At 49.7% G+C, this 22,508-nt stretch carries 22 protein-coding genes and 1 pseudogene; 11 read left to right on the forward strand and 12 right to left on the reverse strand.

The window, feature by feature from the left end:
* The first annotated feature begins 45 nt into the window (after positions 1 to 45).
* Positions 46 to 564, forward strand: coding sequence for a hypothetical protein (locus tag G8S19_RS11215; protein WP_101742195.1), 519 nt, complete (start codon positions 46 to 48; stop codon positions 562 to 564).
* Here G8S19_RS11215 and G8S19_RS11220 read toward each other — a convergent pair.
* Complete coding sequence (locus G8S19_RS11220) at positions 561 to 1,928, reverse strand: glycoside hydrolase family 10 protein (protein WP_124022073.1); 1,368 nt, start codon at positions 1,926 to 1,928, stop codon at positions 561 to 563. The genes G8S19_RS11215 and G8S19_RS11220 overlap by 4 nt on opposite strands.
* A 12-nt stretch (positions 1,929 to 1,940) precedes the next feature.
* Positions 1,941 to 2,225 carry a VF530 family DNA-binding protein gene (locus tag G8S19_RS11225; protein ID WP_048211670.1) on the reverse strand — a complete coding sequence of 95 codons (285 nt, stop codon included), beginning with the start codon at positions 2,223 to 2,225 and terminating at the stop codon, positions 1,941 to 1,943.
* 181 nt (positions 2,226 to 2,406) lie between these two features.
* Here G8S19_RS11225 and G8S19_RS11230 point away from each other — a divergent pair.
* The 5 genes and pseudogenes from G8S19_RS11230 to G8S19_RS11250 all read left to right on the forward strand — a co-directional run.
* Positions 2,407 to 2,591 (forward strand): annotated as a pseudogene (locus tag G8S19_RS11230) (hypothetical protein); the annotation flags it as partial.
* Positions 2,592 to 2,878: 287 nt separating this feature from the next.
* The gene (locus G8S19_RS11235) at positions 2,879 to 3,271 is read left to right on the forward strand and encodes a hypothetical protein (protein WP_116360092.1); all 393 of its coding nucleotides are present in this window, start codon (positions 2,879 to 2,881) and stop codon (positions 3,269 to 3,271) included.
* A 211-nt stretch (positions 3,272 to 3,482) separates the two neighbouring features.
* Positions 3,483 to 4,658 carry a hypothetical protein gene (locus G8S19_RS11240; protein ID WP_253686592.1) on the forward strand — a complete coding sequence of 392 codons (1,176 nt, stop codon included), beginning with the start codon at positions 3,483 to 3,485 and terminating at the stop codon, positions 4,656 to 4,658.
* 68 nt (positions 4,659 to 4,726) lie between these two features.
* Entirely contained in the window at positions 4,727 to 5,491 is a 765-nt protein-coding gene (gene tam, locus G8S19_RS11245) for a trans-aconitate 2-methyltransferase (protein WP_124022071.1), read from the forward strand.
* Positions 5,492 to 5,642: 151 nt separating this feature from the next.
* Entirely contained in the window at positions 5,643 to 6,020 is a 378-nt protein-coding gene (locus tag G8S19_RS11250) for a GFA family protein (RefSeq protein WP_048211675.1), read from the forward strand.
* Positions 6,021 to 6,104: 84 nt separating this feature from the next.
* On the opposite strand, the gene G8S19_RS11255 is transcribed toward G8S19_RS11250, so the two are convergent.
* From G8S19_RS11255 to sad, 7 genes are all read right to left on the reverse strand, one after another.
* The gene (locus G8S19_RS11255; protein WP_061067892.1) at positions 6,105 to 7,019 is read right to left on the reverse strand and encodes a bestrophin family protein; all 915 of its coding nucleotides are present in this window, start codon (positions 7,017 to 7,019) and stop codon (positions 6,105 to 6,107) included.
* Positions 7,020 to 7,225: 206 nt separating this feature from the next.
* Positions 7,226 to 8,677: a tagaturonate reductase gene (locus tag G8S19_RS11260; RefSeq protein ID WP_048211677.1), complete on the reverse strand. Its 1,452-nt coding sequence runs from the start codon at positions 8,675 to 8,677 to the stop codon at positions 7,226 to 7,228.
* A 106-nt stretch (positions 8,678 to 8,783) separates the two neighbouring features.
* Complete coding sequence (locus G8S19_RS11265; protein WP_061067890.1) at positions 8,784 to 9,311, reverse strand: GNAT family N-acetyltransferase; 528 nt, start codon at positions 9,309 to 9,311, stop codon at positions 8,784 to 8,786.
* Positions 9,312 to 9,391: 80 nt separating this feature from the next.
* A complete protein-coding gene (locus G8S19_RS11270; RefSeq protein WP_048211679.1) occupies positions 9,392 to 9,751 on the reverse strand; it encodes a DUF4186 domain-containing protein in 360 nt (119 codons plus the stop codon).
* Positions 9,751 to 10,677: a glutaminase B gene (glsB, locus tag G8S19_RS11275; protein ID WP_048211680.1), complete on the reverse strand. Its 927-nt coding sequence runs from the start codon at positions 10,675 to 10,677 to the stop codon at positions 9,751 to 9,753. The genes G8S19_RS11270 and glsB overlap by 1 nt, the downstream gene beginning before the upstream one ends.
* A 62-nt stretch (positions 10,678 to 10,739) precedes the next feature.
* Positions 10,740 to 12,317, reverse strand: a complete 1,578-nt coding sequence (locus G8S19_RS11280) for a methyl-accepting chemotaxis protein (protein ID WP_253686594.1) — start codon at positions 12,315 to 12,317, stop codon at positions 10,740 to 10,742.
* Between the two features lie 102 nt (positions 12,318 to 12,419).
* Positions 12,420 to 13,808, reverse strand: coding sequence for a succinate-semialdehyde dehydrogenase (gene sad, locus G8S19_RS11285; RefSeq protein WP_115643406.1), 1,389 nt, complete (start codon positions 13,806 to 13,808; stop codon positions 12,420 to 12,422).
* A 102-nt stretch (positions 13,809 to 13,910) separates the two neighbouring features.
* Between sad and G8S19_RS11290 the strand changes: the two genes are divergently transcribed.
* Positions 13,911 to 14,786 carry a LysR family transcriptional regulator gene (locus tag G8S19_RS11290; protein ID WP_061067887.1) on the forward strand — a complete coding sequence of 292 codons (876 nt, stop codon included), beginning with the start codon at positions 13,911 to 13,913 and terminating at the stop codon, positions 14,784 to 14,786.
* On the opposite strand, the gene G8S19_RS11295 is transcribed toward G8S19_RS11290, so the two are convergent.
* From G8S19_RS11295 to G8S19_RS11305, 3 genes are read right to left on the reverse strand one after another with little or no spacing between them, the layout of a single operon-like run.
* The gene (locus tag G8S19_RS11295) at positions 14,783 to 15,544 is read right to left on the reverse strand and encodes a DeoR/GlpR family DNA-binding transcription regulator (RefSeq protein WP_048211684.1); all 762 of its coding nucleotides are present in this window, start codon (positions 15,542 to 15,544) and stop codon (positions 14,783 to 14,785) included. The two genes, G8S19_RS11290 and G8S19_RS11295, sit on opposite strands and share 4 nt — an antisense overlap.
* 1 nt (position 15,545) lies before the next feature.
* Complete coding sequence (locus G8S19_RS11300; protein WP_253686596.1) at positions 15,546 to 16,532, reverse strand: D-threonate 4-phosphate dehydrogenase; 987 nt, start codon at positions 16,530 to 16,532, stop codon at positions 15,546 to 15,548.
* A complete protein-coding gene (locus tag G8S19_RS11305) occupies positions 16,525 to 17,769 on the reverse strand; it encodes a four-carbon acid sugar kinase family protein (protein WP_253686598.1) in 1,245 nt (414 codons plus the stop codon). Before G8S19_RS11305 ends, G8S19_RS11300 begins: the two co-directional genes overlap by 8 nt.
* A gap of 171 nt (positions 17,770 to 17,940) precedes the next feature.
* Here G8S19_RS11305 and G8S19_RS11310 point away from each other — a divergent pair, with 171 nt between their 5' ends.
* From G8S19_RS11310 to G8S19_RS11325, 4 genes are all read left to right on the forward strand, one after another.
* Positions 17,941 to 19,110 (forward strand): iron-containing alcohol dehydrogenase, encoded by a 1,170-nt coding sequence (locus G8S19_RS11310; protein WP_048211687.1) that lies wholly within the window; start codon positions 17,941 to 17,943, stop codon positions 19,108 to 19,110.
* Complete coding sequence (locus G8S19_RS11315; RefSeq protein ID WP_061067885.1) at positions 19,103 to 19,987, forward strand: dihydrodipicolinate synthase family protein; 885 nt, start codon at positions 19,103 to 19,105, stop codon at positions 19,985 to 19,987. The genes G8S19_RS11310 and G8S19_RS11315 overlap by 8 nt, the downstream gene beginning before the upstream one ends.
* Before the next feature lie 47 nt (positions 19,988 to 20,034).
* On the forward strand, positions 20,035 to 20,985 hold the full coding sequence (locus G8S19_RS11320) for a phosphoglycerate dehydrogenase (RefSeq protein WP_048211689.1): 951 nt from the start codon (positions 20,035 to 20,037) through the stop codon (positions 20,983 to 20,985).
* Between the two features lie 65 nt (positions 20,986 to 21,050).
* Positions 21,051 to 22,370: an MFS transporter gene (locus tag G8S19_RS11325; RefSeq protein WP_048211690.1), complete on the forward strand. Its 1,320-nt coding sequence runs from the start codon at positions 21,051 to 21,053 to the stop codon at positions 22,368 to 22,370.
* Positions 22,371 to 22,508 lie beyond the last annotated feature (138 nt).

Below are 22,508 nucleotides of genomic sequence, written 5' to 3' on the forward strand. Positions count from 1 at the left end.
ACTCCAGGCTACACTTAACGTAGTTAACACGTCGGGAGCCGGAGTATGGCTGAGTTTGTCGTAGCGATGCTGGTGCACACACCGGTGTGGGTGTATGTCTTGTTGGTCTTCCTGTTATTTCGTGGGATTAAAGCCAGGATACCCGCTACCGTTACGCTGGAAAAGCTGGCACTGATCCCGGCGCTCTTTCTTTTTTGGGATATTTACGATTTAGCCACTTACCGCGATCAGTCCATCAGTACGTATCTGCAGTGGATGGTTGGTATTATTAGCGGCGCGATAGTGGGCTATATGTTGATAAACCCCAGTCGTCTGGCACGCAGTAGCGCACCACGCAGCATTCATCGCCCGGCAGATTACTCTGCATTACCGTTCATGATGTTGGCCTTTGGCATCAAATATGTACAAGGTGTATTGAATGCTATCGCTCCCGATATTTTACGCCAGCCGGTAATGAGCGCGTTGGCAATTATTACCGGTGGCGTGCTCGCCGGGGTGTTTATCGGGAAATTTATCCGCTACGTCAGCGTTTATCTCCGGTCACCAGCCCCCGGCAATACTTAGCGTCCCCAACGGTCACGAATATAGGTCACGGCTTCCTGGGTTTGCGGTTGGTTAAGATAGTCCTCTCGAAACAAGATAGTGCCATTAATATTCGGTTCAGACTCGTTCAGATCGAGTTGTTTTTTAAGCTCCGGCACACCGCCTTGTATCGTCCAGTCCGGTTCTTTTCGCGACGGCTCACCCACTTTATACAGCGCCACGCCAATATACAGGCGGGTATTGGTGGATTTCACCACGCCAGCCCACCATTTTGCCAGTACATCATAACGCGCCGCATCACGGGCGAAAGGCCAGTACAGCTGTGGTGCGATGTAATCCAACAGACCTAATTGCACCCAGCGCCGGGTATCGGCATACGATTCATCATACGCTGCCGCACCACGGGTGTCGGAGCCTGCCGGATCGTGGGAGCGATTACGCCACACGCCTGCAGGACTGACGCCAAACTCCACGTCAGGCTTAAGCTTTTTGATGGTCTGTGAAACCTGTTCGATCAGCCGTTGCGTGTTATGACGTCGCCAGTCCGCTTTTGAATCAAAACCCTGGCCATACCGTCTGAAAGTCTGGCTGTCGTTAAGCGCCGAACCCGGCGATTCGGTATAGAAGTAGTCGTCAAACTGCACGCCATCCACCGGATAATTCTCAACGACTTCCGCCACGATGCTGGTTATCCAGTCGCGCACGTCAGGAATACCCGGGTCCAGTACAAAACGGTCACCCGATGTACGGATCCAGTCCCGATGCAGAACATAAACGCTGGACGGGTTCTGCGACAGCGTGCGGTTTAATTCTGCGACCGTTGAAGGCTTCGTATTGACGGAGACACGGTAGGGGTTAAACCAGGCATGAACTTTCATCCCGCGTTTGTGCGCCTCATCGAGCATAAATTGCAACGGATCGTAACCAGGATCCTGGCCGATGGTGCCGGTCAGAGTGTCTGACCAGGGGAGAATTTTGGATTGCCACAGCGCAGTGCCGTCCGGTTTCACCTGGAAAAAAACGGTATTGATCCCAAGACGTTTCAGATTATCCAGCTTATCCGTCAGCGCTTTTTGCTGCTGGCTGATGCGGATGGCGGGCGAACTGATGTTTACGGATGAGACTGGCGGCCAGTCCAGACGGGAAACCGTTGCCAGCCAGATACCACGAACCGGTTCTTTGCTCTGTTGCGGCGTTGTGACCGGGGGGTGAGGGCTAACCTTCGGCCCTGGCGGTTGTGAAGAGCAACTGCCAAGTAACAGCATACTGCCAACCAGTGCAGCGAACCATTTCACGTTGGTTAGCGGTAGCGAGTTGCGGGAACGGGCGAGCAGAGTCGCCAGTTTTTTCTGATAATGACCTGAAAAAAAACCGGATGCTGACATCGAATTTTGCTCTTATTTTTTCTTGTTGCGGCTGTTAGCCCAGGGATCAATAGCAGGAGCAGTGGGTTCTGGTGCAACGTCATACAGAGAATCAAGATACAGTGCTTCAACTTCTGCTCGCGCCCACGGCGTACGACGCAGAAACTTCAAACTGGATTTAACGCTCGGTTCATTTTTAAAACAGTTAATGTTTATCCGTTGGCCAAGTTCAGCCCAACCATAACGATTAACCAGGGCATTGACCTGCATTTCAAGCGTCACGCCATGTAAGGGGTCTTTAGAAATGTGAGCATTCATATGAAGTCCAGTTCGGTGGTTCCAGATTTTGTCAGTTGCACGAGCGCAAGGTTACAAGAAAGCAAGGCGACCAGCAATGGTATAAACTGGCATAGCACGGTGAATGAGTACCAGGCCAGCAATGTGCGCGCAGTACTTGAAACAGGCGAAAGAGAAGGGCGAAGTGACTATTCCCGGCGGCCAGGCTAATGATGTCTATACGCAAGGTCATAGTTTTGGAAAATGGCTGCTTAATGATGTTGTATTGCGCATTTCTAACTTAGCTGATCAAGTGGGTATCAAGGCCATCATGGTGCATGCCATTGATGACAAGGCCGGGCCTTCTATGAGTATTTTGTAATGGGGGGAACCCGTAGAGGGTTATGAGTCAGGTACGTATTGATTTGATTTAACATAATATACATTATGCGCACTTGGATAGAGAGAAGTGAAATCTGCCATACTGGGTTCATCATTGTGCTGGTCATTGATAACGCCTGACAGCGTTGTTCCTGGATTCAGGCTGTTCACCGACTACCATTCAAACCATATACTTTACGCATACGTCAAATCGCTGACGTTGCAATTGCTCACTCAGTCCTTTTCGCGTACAACCACAAGGTACGACACAAACCTGTGCCCTGGAATTTCACAGCAACGGACCCTACAGCACAATGCAAAGAACTATCCATGTTCATCAAAATGACAACGCTATCTTACGCGTCGCGTTTCTATTGGTTCTTTCATTCACACTGACCGGTTGTGCGTTGACCCGCGTCTCTGCCAGCTCACATGACAAAGACGTCGATGAGCTAAATGTTATTGGCTTGAATCTGGATGCTGCAAGGCAAAAAGCAATCGTGGATGGTTTTGTGTGCAGTAAGGATGCAAACCTCAATCAGGTACAAACCGAAAGTGGCAGTCATAAATGGTTACAAACGGAATGCAGTAAAAAAAGCCTGGAACTGTTCTGCCCACAAATGCGGTTTATAGTATTCAATGTTGACCCCGATACAAATAAAGTTGTTGATGTGGGGAAATATATTAATCAGCATACTTGTTTCTGAATATGACATCGGCACCAGTAGGGCCTATGTCATATCGATATCCCCCTTCTGTCTCCACTTCTATTCAAGAGTACCGGATTGTATTGATCCTATGAAAATAATATAATACCTACATATTTTTAATGATAATCGTTACTGTTTAGCGGACAGCCGACTGCCAAATAAAGATTAGCCTAACCTAAAGTTTTATTTACATTAATCATGTGGAGTTATGATGAATGATTTAAATCGTTTTTACTTTGACTTACCACAATGGCTAGGTAAGAGTGAAGGAATTCATCGACAATTTATTGGTAACTTTATATCTTGTCTCCATGATGAACAATTACAAGTAGTACTGAATCCAGTTAGTTTTCCCTGTTATGGTCTTAAAAGACTGGCAATTAAAGAATCTATTACATTCTCCTTTCACTCATATAATAATGACAAAAATGTTTTCTCGATAAAAGAATCACCTATATATGGACTGTACTCTGTAGATAAAAATGGATATTCGGGGTGGGCAGATATTTGTGTTAACTTCAGTTCATATATCGATAAAATAAATGAAATAGATCACGACAGTGCCAAAAATATCATTGGCGAGAAGCGGGATTTTTTCAGGGAGACAAAACTCTCCAAGCATCAACAACCACATAACCACGTTGATCTCCCCTCGAATTACCTTTTTTTCCCCATGCAGGTCAACTCTGATTCGGTTACCGATCATGAGAACATCAGCGCCATGGAGGCATTAGACTATGTTGCGGCATTGGCTAAAAAGACAAATCGAAAGTTGGTAATCAAACGCCACCCGATGTGTAAATCCAGAGGTGTTGATGCCAAGATTGCGTATCTATTAGCAACCAACGAGAATGTTTTGTCTGTTGATGCTAATATCCATGAATTAATTGAAGGGAGTTCTGCCGTTATCGCATGTAATTCTGGTACAAGCATTGAAGCCTTGATTTTCGGTAAGCCAGTTTATTGCTTTGGGCGAAGCGAATGGTACGAAGCTACACATAAAATTGAAGCCTTAGAAGATTTCGATGCGATATTTTTGAATGATACACACAGTACCATGTCTGCTTTCCAGGAGAAGTTGATAGCATATTTATTATCTGAATATTGGATTCAATTTGATGACATTGAGTCTATTAAGGAAAAAATAAAATACTGCATAAGCCTCTATGAGAGCAACTACGGTGATGACTTTATCGACAACCATAATAATGGTGAATGTTATGTCAGAAGCTTTTTGAATGCCCAAAGAGAGATCGCGATCCTGAAGAGAAAGCAAAAGAAGTATAAGAAAGATTATGAATTATTATCTTTTGTAATACGATTTGTCCTATTTTTACCCTTTAAAGCTACACTTACTATGCTGGGAAGGAACAAGAATCATTGATTCTGAGGGCGTGATGGAAATTGCTGGCTCAGAATCATACTATTTCATCGCATACAGGATACAGAAACATGGCTGACTGGAACCCTTCGCTCTATCTGCAATATGAAACCGAACGTTCGCGACCCGCAGCTGAATTACTCAGCAGAGTCGCGCTGGAGAATGTCCGCTCAGTCGTCGATCTCGGCTGCGGCCCGGGTAACAGCACCGCATTGCTACATCAACGTTGGCCATCAGCGCAAATATCAGGCGTGGATTCTTCGCCGGCAATGCTGAGCGAAGCGCGTAACGCGTTGCCTGGCTGTCATTTTATCGAAGCGGATATTAGCGCATTTCAGACAGAAGAGCCCGTAGATCTGTTGTATGCAAACGCATCTTTGCAATGGGTTCCCGATCACTATCAGCTGTTCCCCCACCTGGTCTCTCTGCTGGGGAAAGATGGCGTATTGGCTGTACAAATGCCGGATAACTGGCTGGAGCCAACACATGTTCTGATGCGTGAAGTTGCCTATGAACTGGGTTACCCCGATCGCGGCCGTGCGCCTCTTCCCGGAGTGCATGCGTACTATGATATTTTGACTGACATGGGTTGCGATTGCGATGTTGATATCTGGCGTACAACCTACTATCACGTTATGGATTCACACCAGTCAATTATCGACTGGGTGAGTTCGACGGGGTTGCGTCCCTGGTTGCAGGACCTGAGTGAAAGCGAACAACATCGCTATCTGGCGCGTTATCATGCATTGCTGCAGGAGCAATATCCACTGCAAGAGAATGGGAAAATACTGCTGGCGTTTCCGCGGTTGTTTATCGTTGCTAAACACAATTCTTAAGCACTGACCTCCTGGTATCAGCCTCTTTATACCAGGGGCTGATAATTATTGTGAATTCCCCATGCGCGCCCTCGCCTTTTTACGATGAGGATCTAGTGATGAAGCCAGTCATCTGCTAGTGTCTGAGAACGTTTACTGACGGGGGGTTGTCATGTCTAAAATCTACATTGGCGGTTGTCTGTGTGGCTCTGTTCGCTTTACCGCGACGAGCCCTAATAATTCGCATACCTGCTCGTGCGATATTTGCCGCAAGCATACCGGTGCACCAACCGTCGTCTGGATTGAATTTAATGCTGAAAATGTAGAATGGACGGGAAAAGCGGGTAAACCGACTACCTGGCGTTCTTCAGAAACATCCAGTCGCGCTTTTTGCCCTCAATGCGGAAGTTCAGTTGGTGCCATTGATGATGCTCCGGTAATAGCGCTATTAGCGGGCGTTTTTGATGATCCCAATGATGAAGATCTGGCCCCCGAGTTTCATTCATTTACCGATATGCAGCCTGCGTGGTGGCAAAGAGAATTCGGCTAAAACCGCACTCACCGGCGCATCAAGTCTTACCTATTCCTTCCGTGAAACAATAAGAGCTGGTCGTGTTACCAGCTCTACCGGATGCTATGTCAGCTGGTAATGCTTATCTGGCATATGTTTCGCCGGCACAACGGTTTCATCATTCATCTGCAGCAAATCGATTTCAATCGCATTACAAATCGCATCGAGTGGCAGATCATTATTCTCTGTACCAAACGGATCTTCGAGTTCTTCGGCAAGCGTATCGAGCGAGATAAAAGTATAGGAAATAAGCACCGAGATGAACGGTGTCATATAGTGTAAATCCACCACTAACGCGAACGGCAGCATGATGCAAAACAGATATACCGTGCGATGCAGGATTAAGGTGTAAGCAAACGGAACGGGTGTGTTCGCGATACGCTCACAACCTGCCAGCACTGCTGACATATCATTTAACCTGTTGTTTAAACTGTGAAATAATATATCAGATAGCTGCCCATTTCGTCTGCGAACGGCCAGCCACTCCCCCATCATCAGCAGAATGCGGTTGGCCGGTGATTGAGCCGCAAAAACGGTCTGTAAATCGCTCTCGCTGAGATATTTCGCCAGGGGTTCCGCCTGCGGTTGTCGACGTAAAGTCATACGCAGGCAATGGGCAAATGCGATTTGCAAACGAACGAACTGTCCCAGTTCAGCATCGTCTGGTAAGGTCGTTTTCACCTCACGCAGAAGCGAACGGGAAGCAATCATCAACTGCCCCCATAAATGTCGGGCTTCAACATAGCGCGAATAACAAGCGTTGTTACGAAAGCCTAAGAAGATTGCAATTGCGACACCAAGAATGCTGAACGGTGCCAAAGTAAATTTGATACCCAGCATCGTATACCATGGCAGCATGATGATAACGGCAATGGAGAGCAGGAAATTCAGCAGCAAGCGTGAAAAGATTTTGGATAATACTGAGCCATGCCAGACGAATATCAGGCGTAGCCAGTGTTGTTGGGGGCGAACGATCATGGTTATCTTCGGAAAATGTGAAAGCCGGGACATTAAACGTGATCGCGATCAATGTTGCAAGCTTATAGCAACATTATCTAAACATCTTTTCCTGCTGACCATAGTGGGCATTGAAGCTACAGGTGTGCTCCATTTTTAGAAGTTATATTGTATGTTGTAACTAAATAAGGACGATAAAAAAACCCGGTCTGAACCGGGTTAACGTATTAGCACAGTGGCTTAACCGCTTCGCGCATGCCTTTCGCCAGGATAGAATCCAGGTCGGCAGAAACCTGTTCGACCAGCCCGGGAACCTGTGTCAGATCCTGTTCCCAGTGATCTTTTACGGCCAATACCGCGTTGACCAGCGCTTCGGTAGTAATCTGGCGGTCACGATGCTGAGCCCACAACACCTGGAAACGCTCCATCCAATGCGCATCATCCTGAACCGGATAAGATTCACCGTTACGCTCACCACGGTAGAAAGCAATCAAGGCTGCCAGGGCAAATGTCAGACGCAGCGGCAGTTGGCCGCTGGCCTTCTGCCCTGCCAACAACTGCGGCAGAATACGGGTGCGGAATTTGGTCATGCCATTAAGCGCAATCGACAATAGTTGATGCTTAATGTACGGGTTGCAGAATCGGCCGGTCACCGCGCTGGCAAATGAAGCCAATTCATCACGCGGCAGATCCAGCACCGGAATAATCTCTTCATAGATAGCTTTCTCAACGAAGGCGCGAATCTCAGCATCATTCATTGCCTCACCCACGGTATCAAGCCCTGCCTGCCAGGCGACCGGTACCAGGGCTGTGTGCGCACCGTTGAGAATGGCGACTTTACGCTCTTTATACGGCTTGATGTCATCAACAATCAGAACATTCAACGGGTATTTATCGAGGCGAAGTTCAGTGGCTAATGATTTTGGCCCCTGAATAACAAACAGATAAAAGTGTTCTGCGGTATCAAGAAACGCATCATGATAACCCAGTTCAGCTTCAAGCTTCGCAACTTCGTCACGTGGGTAACCGGTAACAATACGGTCCACCAGCGTAGAACAAAATGCGTTTGCCTGGTCCAGCCACTGTACGAATGCTTCCGGCAACGCCCATTCCTGAGCATAACGCAAAACCAGTTCATGCAGCGCTTCACCATTGTAATCAATCAGCTCGCAAGGAATGATAATCCAGCCTTTATCAAGCGCACCGTTGAAATGGCTATAGCGTTCGAACAGCAGTCGGGTCAGTTTTGCCGGATAACTCACAGCCGGCGCATCATCAAACTTATCACCCGCGTGGTAGCTAATACCCGCTTCCGTGGTGTTAGAGAAAACAAAACGCATTTCAGGATTATGCGCCAGCTTCAGGAACTCATCGTATTCGCTATAGACGCTGATTTCGCGGTTAACCGAACGAATTAAACGGGCATCGCTGACGGCCTCGCCCTTTTCATTCAAACCACGAATGATGGTGGTATAGAGACCATCCTGGGTACTCAGTGACGGCGGAAAAGTACTTTCGATAGGACGAACAATGACCACACCAGCGTTCAGATCGGTATGTTCATTCAGCAGATCAACTTGCCAGTCAACAAAGGCGCGCAGGAAGTTTCCTTCACCAAACTGAATAATGCGTTCAGGATAGTGAGCACCGGGAAAATCGCGACGATTTAGTGTTTGCACAATGGGTTCCCTTTTTGATTAGTCATACAACCTGATTGAATTGGTCTAATAGGTTAGCAAACTTTAATACAATGAAACCCTGTTTTGATCAATCCCCGATGACAAATTAGAGCGTTTTATAAAAAAGTGTGGTTCCGGCCACTGTTCCATCAGGCATTTTTGCATAGTCAGGGATTACCCCTGCTTTTTGCCATCCACAATTGTGGTAGAACAACTCGGCGGCGCTGCCTGTAGACGTATCAAGAACCAGGAGGGTTTTCCCTTCATGATGGGCGCAAATTTCCAGTGTATTCATCAATTCCCGGGCTATCCCGCACCGCCGTGCAGAGGTATGAACCAGGAGTTTGGCAACGTCTGCACGATGAGGCTGGTTTTCGGGTTGATCAATAATGAGCTGAACGGTCCCAACAAGGGTCCCTTGCGCATTTTCAGCCCCCAGAACAATGCGTTCTCCACAAGAGACACTTTGTGCAACACGCGTCCAAAAAGGCCGCGACTTATCGCGGTTAAAAGGGAGCATAAAACTGACTGATGCGCCATCATTCACGCACTGTTCAAGGACATCACTAAGCTCGTCGATTCTCGACAGGATCTGTTCCGCGCTCAGTATAAAGCAGGGGGTGTGGGTAGCCATTTAGTCTCCTTAGATTGACCCCTTCATACTGCAATTAACAATTACATAACACAAGGAGTCGAATCATAGGATTATGTTATCTATGGCTTATTCATTTGCAGCACTAACCAGTGGTAGATAACAGTGACAACGTAACGTTGCTGTTGCTCGCTCAACGGTTGCCCCTGAGGTATATCATGCCATTTGGCCAGACATCCCCTACAGCAGGTCGCCGTGGCATGTTGAGCGATAAACACCGGATGTCCACGCATCGGCGTTTGCTTTCCGTCATTGGTCGGGAGCGCGGGAGCCAGGCGCTTAGCAATAAAATCGGCCGCATGTTGTTCAATGACCGGCGCACCTTTTTCCAGACAATATTGTCTTTCTTTCTGACCGAGACGAAACCGCGATCGAAAAGTCGATTTCGCCAGTCGGGCAAAAAGCGAGTCGAGCGTGTTCATCAGTAAACCGAGCGCCCTAACTGTTGAGTTAATTGTTCCAGTACCGCAATACCCGCCAGCGAGTTCCCTGCGGGATCCAGTTCCGGACTCCAGACCGCAATCGCCATCTCATGCGGCACGATCGCCACAATACCACCACCGACACCCGATTTCGCCGGCAAACCTACCCGCCAGGCAAACTCCCCGGCATTTTGATACATACCGCTGGTCGCCATTAGCGCGTTAATCTGCCGCGCCTGCATCGGCGTGACCACGGGCTCCGCAAGATGAAAGGCATGCCCCTGATTCGCCAGAAAGACGAACGTGCGCGCCAGCTCCACACAGCTCATTTTCAGCGCGCAGTAGTGAAAATAATTTTGCAGAACGGTCGTCACATCGTGATGAAAATTACCAAAGGACTTCATCAGCCAGGCAATTGCCGCGTTGCGGGCTGAGTGCTCAAACTCAGAGCGTGCCACCGTCGTATCATAAGCAATATCTGAAACGCCACTTAATGCACGTACCACTTCCAGCATTCGTTGCCGTGGCGCACTCAGGCGACCTTGCAGCATATCGCAAACCACCAATGCCCCGGCATTGATAAAGGGATTACGCGGTATACCCTGCTCCATTTCCAGCTGCACCAGCGAGTTAAACGGGTGACCGGAAGGATCTTTGCCAACACGTTGCCAGATCTCGTCTTCCTGGTAATGACGCATTGCGACAACCAGGCTAAGCACCTTTGAAATCGACTGAATAGAAAAACGTTCTTGCGCATCCCCCGCCTGATAGTGCTGACCATCAACGGTGCAAATGGCAATACCCAGTTTTGAGCCATCGACAGAGGCTAATGCAGGAATATAATCGGCAACTTTTCCCTGACCAATCAGCGGACGAACCTGCTGCACAATGGTCTCTAAAATTGAATTGTCCATGGCCCTGGCCACAACATGCTCCTTGCTCGCAGGTATGAAAGGCCTGCGAGTATAACAGAGCTGAATACACAGCGTCAGGCCGGAAGACGGAATCTGGCAACGGCCTGCATAAGCTGATGAGATTCATGATGTAACTGTAAGGAGGAATCAGACGCAGCGTTCACCAGATCGCTGGTCTGTCGGGCTTCGTTATTCAGAGCCTGAAGCTGACTGGTCAACTCGTGAATATGGGTTCCTTGATTCATCGTCGCAGCAGAAATATCATTCAGTAAGGCGCCAAGATTTTCCACCAGCGATATAACCTGCTGTAAGTTGTCATCCAGTCCGTTCACCGCATGAAATCCTTCGTCAATACCCGCTAAGGAATGATGAATCAGCGCCTGAATATTCTGCGTGGACTGACTGCTTTTTCTCGCCAACAACCCAACTTCTTTTGCAACAACCGCAAATCCACGCCCTTGTTCACCAGCATGCGCAGCTTCAATCGCCGCATTTAACGCCAGAATATTGGTCTGAAACGCGATGCTGTCAATCAGTGAGATGATCCCGCGCATCTCTGATGAACGGGCAACAATTGCCTGCATCGACGCATTTACCGTTGCCATCATCCGGTTGCCACCCGCAGCAATATCCCGCGCCTGCACGGCGCGTTGATTCGCCAGTTGAGCAAACCCACTGTTATCCTCGACATGTGTTTCCAGAAACGAAATATGTGATGTCACCGTATTTAGCTCATCGCTCTGTTTCGCGGATTGCTGATATAACTGTTTATTGCTTTGCGTAAGCTGAGTGATATTTCCCACCATTGAGGTCGTAGCGTCATTCACCTGTTGCACCAGAATCCGTAGCCCCTGCTGCATCGCGTCGATACGTGAGCTCAGTTGTGTCACTTCACGATTAAACTGGCTCACCTGGGGGGCTGGACGGGAAAGATCGCCAGCCGCTAACACATCAATATGATCGATCAGTCGTCTCAGTGGCGCGATTACCCAGCGGGACATACTGCGCCAGACCAGTACCGCAATCACCACCAGCACAAGAGGAATAAATAAAAAGAGGTGCTGTAAACGTTCAAGACTGGTCAACAGCTGCTCTCGCCCTTTTTCCGTCTGCTGGAAACTGTCTTGCTGAAAACGTGCATAATTTTCATTAAAGTCTGTCTGAAACGCCTGAACAGGCACGGCAAAAAACGCATCAATGCTATTGGATTGCATTAATCCATCGGCCTGCTCCTGAATACCGCTATAAAAACGCTGATAGCTCTCCATCAAGTCGGGAGGCTGATGCGGATCCATTGCAAGCCAGGCATCCCATGCCGTTTTTGACTGCGTTAACGCATGCTGGGCCTCTTCCATTAACGGGCGCCAGCTCCCTTCCGAGCCGGTAGCCGCATCCTGCATAAAGTAAACGCCAGCACGATTAAGTAAGTCGCTGGCAGATAACAACGCCACCCTTGCTTCATCGATCTTCGACTGTTGCAAAAGCACCTGCTGATTATGCTGTTCATTAATCTGCGCGTCCCTGACAGAGGCTGAGAGCATAAGCGAGGATGCAATCTGCAAAACAGAGAACAGTGCAATAATACAAATGATACCGGTTAACAGACCAAACTGACGGGGAGTCAGGCGACGAAAAATTTGCGTTATGTTCATATTACTCTTCTGTATCAAAGCGTTAGGCGCGAGTGTACGCAGAGTAAATGACAAATTTATTGCAGAAATAAGACGGGTGCCCCTGCAGAGGCACCCGGGCTATCAGAGACGGTTTTTCCAGACGGTTTGCACATTGCAAAACTCATGCAGACCAAAGTGAGAAAGCTCACGACCAAAACCGCTTTTCTTCACGCCGCCAAAAGCAACGCGAGCATCACTGGCACTGTAACCATTAATAAACACGCCACCACACTCCAGGCGGGCCGCCATAGTTTGCGCCAGTGCCTCATCCGCGGTAAACAACGTCGCCGACAAGCCGAACTCACTGTCATTAGCCAGTGCTAATGCGTGCTCAGCATCCTTCGCGACGGTAATCGCCGCAACCGGGCCAAACAGCTCCTGACGAAACGCAGTCATTTCCGGCGTAACATCACCCAGTACCGTCACGGCATAGTAATTACCCTGACCAGCTATTTTTTCCCCACCGAGGAGTAAGCGCGCCCCTTGAGCCAGTGAATCTTCAACCTGCTGATGCAGTTCATCCCGCAGATCAAAACGTGCCATTGGGCCGAGATCGTTCTCTTCATTTAGCGGATCGCCCATTTTCAGTGCACTGGCTGCCGCAACAAAACGGTGGGTGAATTCTGCCGCAATCCCTTCTTCAATAATAAAGCGTTTCGCTGCGGCACAAACCTGCCCGGTATTCTGATAACGCCCTGCCACTGCGGCTTTAACCGCTAAATCAAGGTCTGCATCATTAAGCACGATAAACGGATCGGAACCGCCTAACTCAAGCACGCATTTCTTCAGCGCTGCACCAGCCTGAGCGCCAATCGCAGCACCAGCACGAACGCTGCCCGTCACCGTTACCGCCGCGATACGCGGGTCATTGATCATCTGACTCACCCCGGCGTTATCGGCATTCACCCAGCCATATACCCCAGCGGGTATTTCCGCATCGGTAAAGACCTGGGCGATAATCGCGGCACAACCAGTGACATTCGGTGCATGCTTTAACAGATAGCCATTTCCGGCCAGCAAAATCGGCACGGCGCCGCGCATAACCTGCCAGAGCGGAAAGTTCCACGGCATGATCGCCAGAATAGTCCCCAGGGGACGGTACTCAATCACGGCCTGGTGATTCTCAACCTGCGTGGCCTCAGTACTGAGCATCGCTGGCCCATGTTCGGCGTACCAGTCACATAATGCCGCAGACTTTGCCACTTCCGCACGTGCCTGCCTGACGGGCTTACCCATTTCACGCGAGATACACTGCGCCATCTCTTCGGCGCGTTCACGCAGCGCTTGTCCGACCCGGCGCAACATCTGTGCGCGATGGGTGACGGTCGTGTGTTTCCATGCGTTGAATCCCGTCGCCGCCAGATTCAGCGCGTGGGTAATCTCATCGGCGCTGGCCCACGGCATTGCCGTCAGCATTTCGCCACAGGTCGGGTCAACGGAAATAGCATGTGTTGCTGCTGTGATGGTCATAAGTGCCTCTCTTTCTCGCAAGGTATGGTTATATCATGCGCAGGTTTACTCTTTCTGAAAAATGAATAATATTAACCATACCATTCACGAACAGAGAAAATTATGGACCTGACGCAACTTGAAATGTTCAATGCCGTCGCAGAGACCGGCAGCATCACGCAGGCTGCGGCGAAGGTGCATCGCGTGCCGTCCAATCTCACCACGCGTATTCGCCAGCTTGAAGCGGACCTTGGCGTCGATCTGTTTATTCGTGAAAATCAACGTCTGCGGCTTTCTCCCTCCGGGCACAATTTTTTGCGTTACAGCCAGCGGATCCTGGCGCTGGTAGAAGAAGCGAGGATGGTGGTCGCAGGTGATGAACCACAGGGATTGTTCTCTCTGGGATCGCTGGAAAGTACAGCCGCCGTGCGTATTCCGGCCACACTTGCCGAATATAATCAGCGCTACCCTAAAATCCAGTTTGCACTGGCAACAGGACCGTCCGGTACCATGCTGGACGGTGTGCTCGACGGTACGCTGAACGCCGCTTTTGCTGATGGCCCTATTACCCATCCAGGTCTTGAAGGAATGCCGGTGTACCGTGAAGAGATGATGATTGTCACCCCACATGGCCACCCCCCCATCAAACGGGCCAGCGATGTGAATGGTTACAATATCTATGCCTTTCGCGCCAACTGTTCCTATCGCCGCCACTTTGAAAGCTGGTTTCACGCCGATCGCGCCATGCCAGGCACGATCCATGAAATGGAGTCCTACCACGGCATGCTGGCCTGTGTGATTGCCGGCGCGGGAATCGCGCTGATTCCACGTTCTATGCTGGAAAGCATGCCAGGCCACCATCAGGTCAATGCCTGGCCGCTGAGTGAAAACTGGCGTTGGTTAAATACGTGGCTGGTCTGGCGTCGGGGGGCGATGACGCGACAGCTGGAAGCATTTATTGAGGTACTGGAACCTCAGCTGTCGCAAAATGCAGATTAACTGGCGAACGTCAGATGGCAAGGCAGTTGCTCAAGCTGCTGCCGCACCTCTTCATTGAGTCGCGCATCGGTCACGATATCCGTCAACGCATCCAGATGAGTGACGTTGAAAAGTGACCATGCACCGTATTTTGAACTGTCTGCCAGCAGTACGCGACGTTTGGCGTTTGCAATCAGGTCGCGCTTCAGACCGGCCTTTTCTTCCGTCGGTGCGGTGATCCCGCGGGTCAGATCCCAGCCGTTACAGCTTAGAAACGCGATATCCGGCCACACGTTTTGCAGCAGTTTACGCCCGTGCTCGCCGATACAGGACTGGCTGGAGTCATCAATACGCCCGCCAATGATCGTCACTTCAATTTGCTTGAACTCAGAAAGAAATAGCGCAATGTGCAGATCGCTGGTGATGACGCGCAACGGCAGATGGGTAAGCTGGCGCGCCAGTTCAATCATCGTCGTTCCCGCATCCAGGATAATGGCGTCCCCGGCTTTCACCAGGCTTGCCGCCGCGCAGGCAATAGCCTGTTTTTCCATCAGGCTGCGCTGCATTTTTTCATGTGTGGTTGGTTGTGAAGGGATAAACCGGTTAAGCGTCACGCCGCCGTGAGTACGGCTGATAACACCTTCCTGATCGAGTTTAATCAGGTCGCGGCGAATGGTCGCCGGAGAGGCCTGAGTCACAGCGACAAGCTGTTCAACTGTCGCCAGATTATGCCCTTTCAGATAATCCATAATCTGTTCTAACCGATTATATCCCTTCATTTTAATCCCGCGTAATTTGCATTGCTAACTGGATGGACACGGCCATGCTCTCAGACTTGGCTTTACCTGTCCAGGCAATATCAAACGCCGTGCCATGGTCTGCAGAAGTGCGAATAAATGGCAATCCGGCGGTGATATTCACCCCATCATAGAATCCCAGCAATTTTAGCGGAATATGGCCCTGATCGTGATACATTGCCACCACCATGTCATACATACCTTCGTGGCACTGCATAAAGACAGTATCTGGTGGACATGGTCCCGTAACATTCAACCCTCTCGCTTGCATTGCCTGCACCGCGGGTCCGACAATCGTTATCTCTTCCTCGCCAAACAGGCCATTTTCGCCGGCATGGGGGTTGACGCCTGCGACCGCAATACGTGGATTATCAAACCCGACACGACGCAGGAAATCATCTGCGACCTGAATGACTGTTTTTACACGCTGTTCACTGAGCGTATCAAGGAATCTACGTAGTGCAATATGTGTGGTGACATGAATCACTTTAAGCTGTTCGGTATACAGCACCATCGCATAGTCTTTGCTGTTGGTCAGTTGTGCCAGCAGTTCGGTATGGCCGGGATAATGATGTCCCGCCATGTGCAGTGCTTCTTTATTCAGCGGCGCAGTGGCAATGGCCTTAACTTCACCACTTAGCGCCAGTGCTGTAGCGCGTTTAATACAGCGATAGGCCAAATCACCCGCCTGCGCTTGCACCACCCCCGGTTCAAGCGCCGCAGGATCGGCAAGGGGTTCGTCAATCACGTTGATAACACCGGGGGCGAATTGCGCCTGGGTTACGCTGTCGATAACCCGGAGTTCCGCTGGCGGCGTGACATTTAATGACTGGATACGACGCAGCGTTTGGGCACATCCCACAACCACAACCGGCGCGCCAGACAGCTCTCCCTCCACCAGCGATTTAATAATAATCTCAGGTCCAATACCTGCTGGGTCGCCCATAGTTACTGCAATAATGTTATTCACTCATGTTCTCCTCGATAAAATTTAAAACCTGACGCAACGTCGTTTCGTCACCGAATCCCCCTGCCTTTGTCATAACCGGGCGTTGCCAGTCGCCACCGACAAAATGACCGTACGGCACACACTGGGCCACACGGTCAGTAATACGAAATCCTGTTGCCTTAAGGGCGTCTGCAACCGCCATCGCCACATCACCGCCAGAGAGATACAGCGCGCCTGGCGATACCTCCTGCAAAACCTGCCGGATAAGCTGTCCAAGAAACTGGCAGATTTTTTCACCGAGCTGAGCGCGATTCATCCCCATACGCACGCACAGCTGCGGAATATGATGGCGTGCTTCACTGTCGGGACTTGTGTGAACAATACAGTGTCTACCAGAGGAGAGGATCCTAACGATGCGCTGCGCGTACTCTGTCGAGCTACCGCTGAAGATATTTTCGATATCAATGAATACAGTCCCCACCTGCGGGTCCTGGTACACAGCGGCAATCTGCTGTTGAGCGATTTCACTCATTGAACCCACTACCGCCAGTAAACACTGTGAGGACGGTGTCCGGACATGACGGGCCAGCGCGTCACAGATCCCGGCAGACCCCACCAGCAGCGGCAGCTCATCCTGCATCAGCGCATCAGTAACAATCACATCAAGGTCAGCGTCAGTCCGGGCATCCACAACCCAAATCTGCGGCGTCTCAACAGCAGGCTCGCGCAGGTGCTGCATGTAGTCATTCAGTGACATCGCCCGACACGCAATGGTGGTTTGTGCCTGTATCACCTCACAAATATCGGCACTCATCACCGGTGTTTTCGGATCGCTGGCAAATTCGGTCTGCGTTACCGGAATACCGTTAACGAGGCACTGCCCCTGCTCGGTGATTCGCCCGACTGAGGGACAAGCCAGTGCCACGATGGCCCGCTTTTTACCTGTAATCCGCATTAACGCGTCCAGTTCGGCCCCCGGGTTTCCGCGCAATGTTGAATCTATTTTCTTCAGCCACTGCGTCTGAGGATCAGCCTGACTTGTTAGAGCCAGCTCACTTACTCTGGCGGCGGCCTGCTCTGCCTCCAGCGCACGACTATCCGTGTTGATGACCAGCACATCTGCATCATCGGCACAGGGCAATGTGAAAGCGACATTTACCGTCATTCCCGTCAGCGCCAGACTCACCCCCGCATCATTTCCCCCCGTAAAGTCATCAGCAATGACAAGGATCTGGGGTCTTACAACATGTCTACTCATCCATGCTCCGGGTTGTTGTATGTTGATAATGATTATATTCAATCACATTTGATTAAATGTGAGCAAGCTCAAGTTATTCATCTCCGAGATAAATTATAAATTTAGCCCATGATGCAATCGTTCCTGAATCTCAGTGAGCGAATTCAATCACTCGAACAACAGGAGAATGCTGTGGCAACAATCAATAGCACCGTCATTAGCGGTTCGAATGCTATCCCCGCACTGGAGCCGTTACTGGCAGGTAAACGCCAGCTGTTACTGGTGACGGATAGCAATATTGTCGGACTGGGCGCGGTAACACAGATCCGCAACTTACTGACCAACGATGGACGTCATGTGGCTCTGATTGACAATGTGCCTGCAGAACCCGGGCATCACGATGTCAGCGCACTATTAAAAAACGTACAAGGTCTCAACGTAGAAATGGTGATCGGTATCGGCGGTGGTAGCGTACTGGATGTGGCGAAACTGCTCTCCGTCTTATGCCATCCTGAATCTCCGACGCTTGACGCCATGCTGGCGGGAGAAAAACCGCTGCAACGCGTTGCTTCTGTGCTGATCCCCGCCACAGCAGGTACGGGTTCTGAAGCGACTCCCAATGCGATTCTGGCGATCCCGGAACAAAACACCAAAGTCGGCATCATTTCTCCGGTGCTATTACCGGATTACGTGGCCCTGTTGCCAGAACTCACCACCAGCATGCCGGCGCATATTGCCTCGTCCACTGGCATCGACGCGCTATGTCATCTGATCGAATGCTTTACCGCTACCGTCGCCAATCCGGTAAGTGATAACGCTTCGCTCATTGGCCTGCGTAAGCTACTCAACCATATCGAAATCTCCGTCAATGAGCCGGAAAATCTGCTGGCCAAACTGGAGATGCTGTGGGCATCGTATTACGGCGGTGTGGCGATTAATCATGCTGGTACTCACCTGGTCCACGCGCTCTCTTACCCGCTCGGCGGTCGATACCATCTCCCACATGGCGTCGCTAACGCCATTCTGTTAGCACCCTGCATGAAAGTGATTCGCCCATTTGTGGTCGACAAGTTTGCCCTGGTGTGGGATCTGCTGCCTGACGCTGACTCAACACTCAGTGCCGAAGAAAAATCCCGCGCCCTGGTGGAGTACTTCGCCACACTCGTGAAACGACTGAACCTGCCCGATAACCTGGCAACGCTTGGTGTACCGTCTACTGATATTCCCGCACTGGCCGATGCCGCACTGAACGTAAAACGCCTGATGAATAATGCTCCCTGCGAGGTGAGTCATGAGGATATTCAGGCCATTTATCAAACTCTGTTTCCAGAACTGAATACCAAAGGAGTGAATCATGAGTAAGAAAATCTGTGGTGTACTGACGGCAATCGTTACCCCGTTCGACCACGACGGCGGGCTTAACCTTAAAGAACTGAGAAACCAGGTAAACCGCCAGTTAAATGCCGGAAACGGTATTTTCTGCGGCGGCACAAACGGTGAGTTTTTTGTGCTCAACGAGGAAGAAAAAATAGCAGTGACCCGCACCTGCGTTGAGGAAGTTGCTGGGCGGGCGAACGTAGTGGCGCATATTGGTGAAATCTCTACCCGTGAAACCATTCGTCTGGGCAAGCAGATAGAAAAACTGGGCGTCGATGCCGTATCGGTGATTACCCCGTATTTTGTTCCGCTCAAACAGCAGGAACTGATAGCTCACTATACCGCGATTGCCGACGCGCTATCGGTACCGGTATTTCTCTACAACATTCCGGCACGTACGGGAAATACCATTGAACCGGAAACAGCCAGAGTGCTGGCGGCACACCCGAACATTATCGGGATCAAAGACAGTGCCGGCAGTTATGAAAGTCTTAGCAGCTTCCTGGATGCAGTTAAAGATATCGAGGGATTTGATGTGCTGAATGGTCCAGATTCACTCATTCATCAGGGATTTGTTGATGGCTGTTCAGCCTGTATTTCCGGTTTGGCGAACGTAGCGCCAAAAGAAATTAACGCTATCTGGGCGCGATTCAAGGCCGGTGATGTTGTCGGATCGCATGAAGCACAGGAAAGCGTCACAGGTTTGCGAACCGAGCTCTATAAAGTTGCGTTCTCGCCCGCCGCAGTCAAAAAAGCATTGCAAATCATGGGGCACGAGGTAGGCGCAAGCCGTTACGCTGTCACGTTTGATGCTCATCAGGAACGCCAGATCCAGCAAATTATCAATAACTATTTACGATAGACACTTTTACAGCGGCGGCAACGCCGCTTAACTAACAGGATTGTATTATGAAAGTCATCTGTACATCACCTTCATTTGCCAAATACGATCAGCAACCGATCAAACTGCTTAACGACGCCGGACTTGAGTTAATCATGCTACCTGCAGATGCCGGTTTAGAAGCGCTTGCACCTCATCTGGAACAGACAGTGGCAATGATCGTCGCTTTTACCGATGTTAATGCCGGACTAATAGCTGCGGCACCGAATCTGAAAATCGTCTGCAAACACGGCGTGGGCGTCGATAATATCGACCTCAATGCCACGCGTGAAAAAGGTATTTTTGTTACCAATGTGCCGGATGCCAATAAGCATGCCGTCGCAGACTTTGCGTTTTCCCTGATCCTTAACTGTGCGCGTCAACTCCCCTACGCGATTGAACAAACCCGCGCGGGAAACTGGCCACGGATCTTCGCCTCCGATGTATATGGAAAAACGATTGGCATTATTGGGTTAGGTAACATCGGTAAACAGGTTGCACTGCGAGCCCGCGGCTTTAATATGCGCGTGCTGGCTCACGACGCATGGCAGGATGCACAGTTCGCCGCAGATAATCACATTGAATACGTTTCGCTCGATGAACTAACAGAACAAAGTGATTTCATCACGTTACACACTCCGCTGACGCCTGAAACCAAAAATCTCTTTGATTTAGCGCAGATGAAAAAAATGAAGAGCACTAGTTATCTCATAAACGTTTCACGCGGTGGTGTCGTTAATGAAGAGGATCTCTTTCTGGCTCTCACGCAGGGTGTCATTAAGGGCGCTGCCGCCGATGTCTTTTTACAAGAGCCGTGCAATTCACACCCCTTATTTGCGCTCGATAATTTCATCCCTACGGCACATATTGCAGGATATACCGAGGGTGCGATCAGCAATATAGGCGAGCAATGTGTTTATAACATCATTGAACATGTCATTCATCAGCGTAAGCCTAAAAATATAATGAACGGATTATAACATTGTGGAGATAACCCTACCCTTTCCACAATAATAAAAATGAACATCTACCATGGGCCAGATATATGAATAATTTTGCAGAAAAATCCCGAATTCGTTGGTGGATTGCGGGATTAATGTGGCTTGCTATTGCAATTAACTATATTGACCGGACGGTATTATCTGCTGCTGCACCTCACCTCATTGATGAGCTAAAACTCGATCCTGAAATGATGGGGTTTATCATGGCGGCGTTCTTCTGGTCATATTCTTTACTGCAAATACCGGCAGGTTGGTTTGCAGACCGTTTTGGTCAGAAAAAAGGTCTGGGTTTTGCCGTCGCGTGGTGGTCAATCGCCACCTCAATGATGGGTTTAGCCACTGGATTTAAATCTCTACTCGCATTGAGACTCGCTCTGGGCGTCGGTGAAGCCGCCGCCTATCCAAGCAATGCAGGGATCGCTGCGCGCTGGTTCCCGGATCGGGAGCGGGCCACCGTCTCAGGATTGTTTGACAGTGCCTCTAAATTTGGTGGTGCCGTCGCGATGCCGCTTATTGTCTGGATGATCTACCAGTTTGACTGGCGGATGACATTTCTGATTATTGGTGGTGTAGGCATTTTTTGGGTCATTGCCTGGTATTTTATTTATACAGAAAACCCGGAGGACCACAAAAGGATCAGTACAAGCGAAATTAAACATATTCGCGAAGGGCAAAAGCAAAAACACGGCGACAAATCCGTATTACCGATGCGTTGGTATAAACTGTTGCGCTACCGTAACATTTGGGCAATGTGTATCGGTTTCTTTACCATCAACTATACATCCTATTTCTTTATTACCTGGCTACCCACTTATCTGGTAAAAGACAAAGGAATGGATTTTATCAAAATGGGGATGGTTGCCGCCCTGCCATTATTATGTGGGATGGTGATCGAAGTCTTTGCCGGCTGGGCCTCTGACCGTATGGTACATAAGCGGATCCTGTCGCTGACTGCTACAAGAAAATTATTCCTGACAATCGGTCTGTTAATGGCTTTATGTATTGGTTTTGCTCCTTTTACTGATTCCGTGTTTATGACCGTATTTTTACTGTGTGTGGCGAAATCAGGCACCACGGTTGCCGCCTCGCAGGTCTGGGCACTACCGGGTGACGTTGCGCCTAAAAACAGCGTATCGATTGTTGCAGGGTTACAGAATACTGTCTCCAATATGGGAGGCGCGGTAGGACCAATTATTACCGGAGCCATTGTTGCAGCCACTGGCTCCTTTACCTGGGCGCTGGTGTTCTCTGCCGCACTGGTGGTTCTGGGAATTTTGAACTATCTGTTTTTGATGGGTAAAGTTGAGCCAATCATCGACAGTGAGCATGAAGCGTTGTGCATGAAAGAAGCGCAGCTGCACTAAACTCGCTCAGGTAACGGTATTCTCCGGTCAGTCAGTAGTACTGACCGGCTTTATTTTCTCTCGTAATGCACCGCATTATCATCCGCAAAACAGCGTGATCTTAATCACGAAATGATTGTATTTTCACCAGTAAACGTT

Origin of the sequence: Citrobacter sp. SX206, assembly GCF_024181025.1 — a bacterium.
Classification (GTDB): Bacteria; Pseudomonadota; Gammaproteobacteria; order Enterobacterales; family Enterobacteriaceae; genus Citrobacter; species Citrobacter youngae.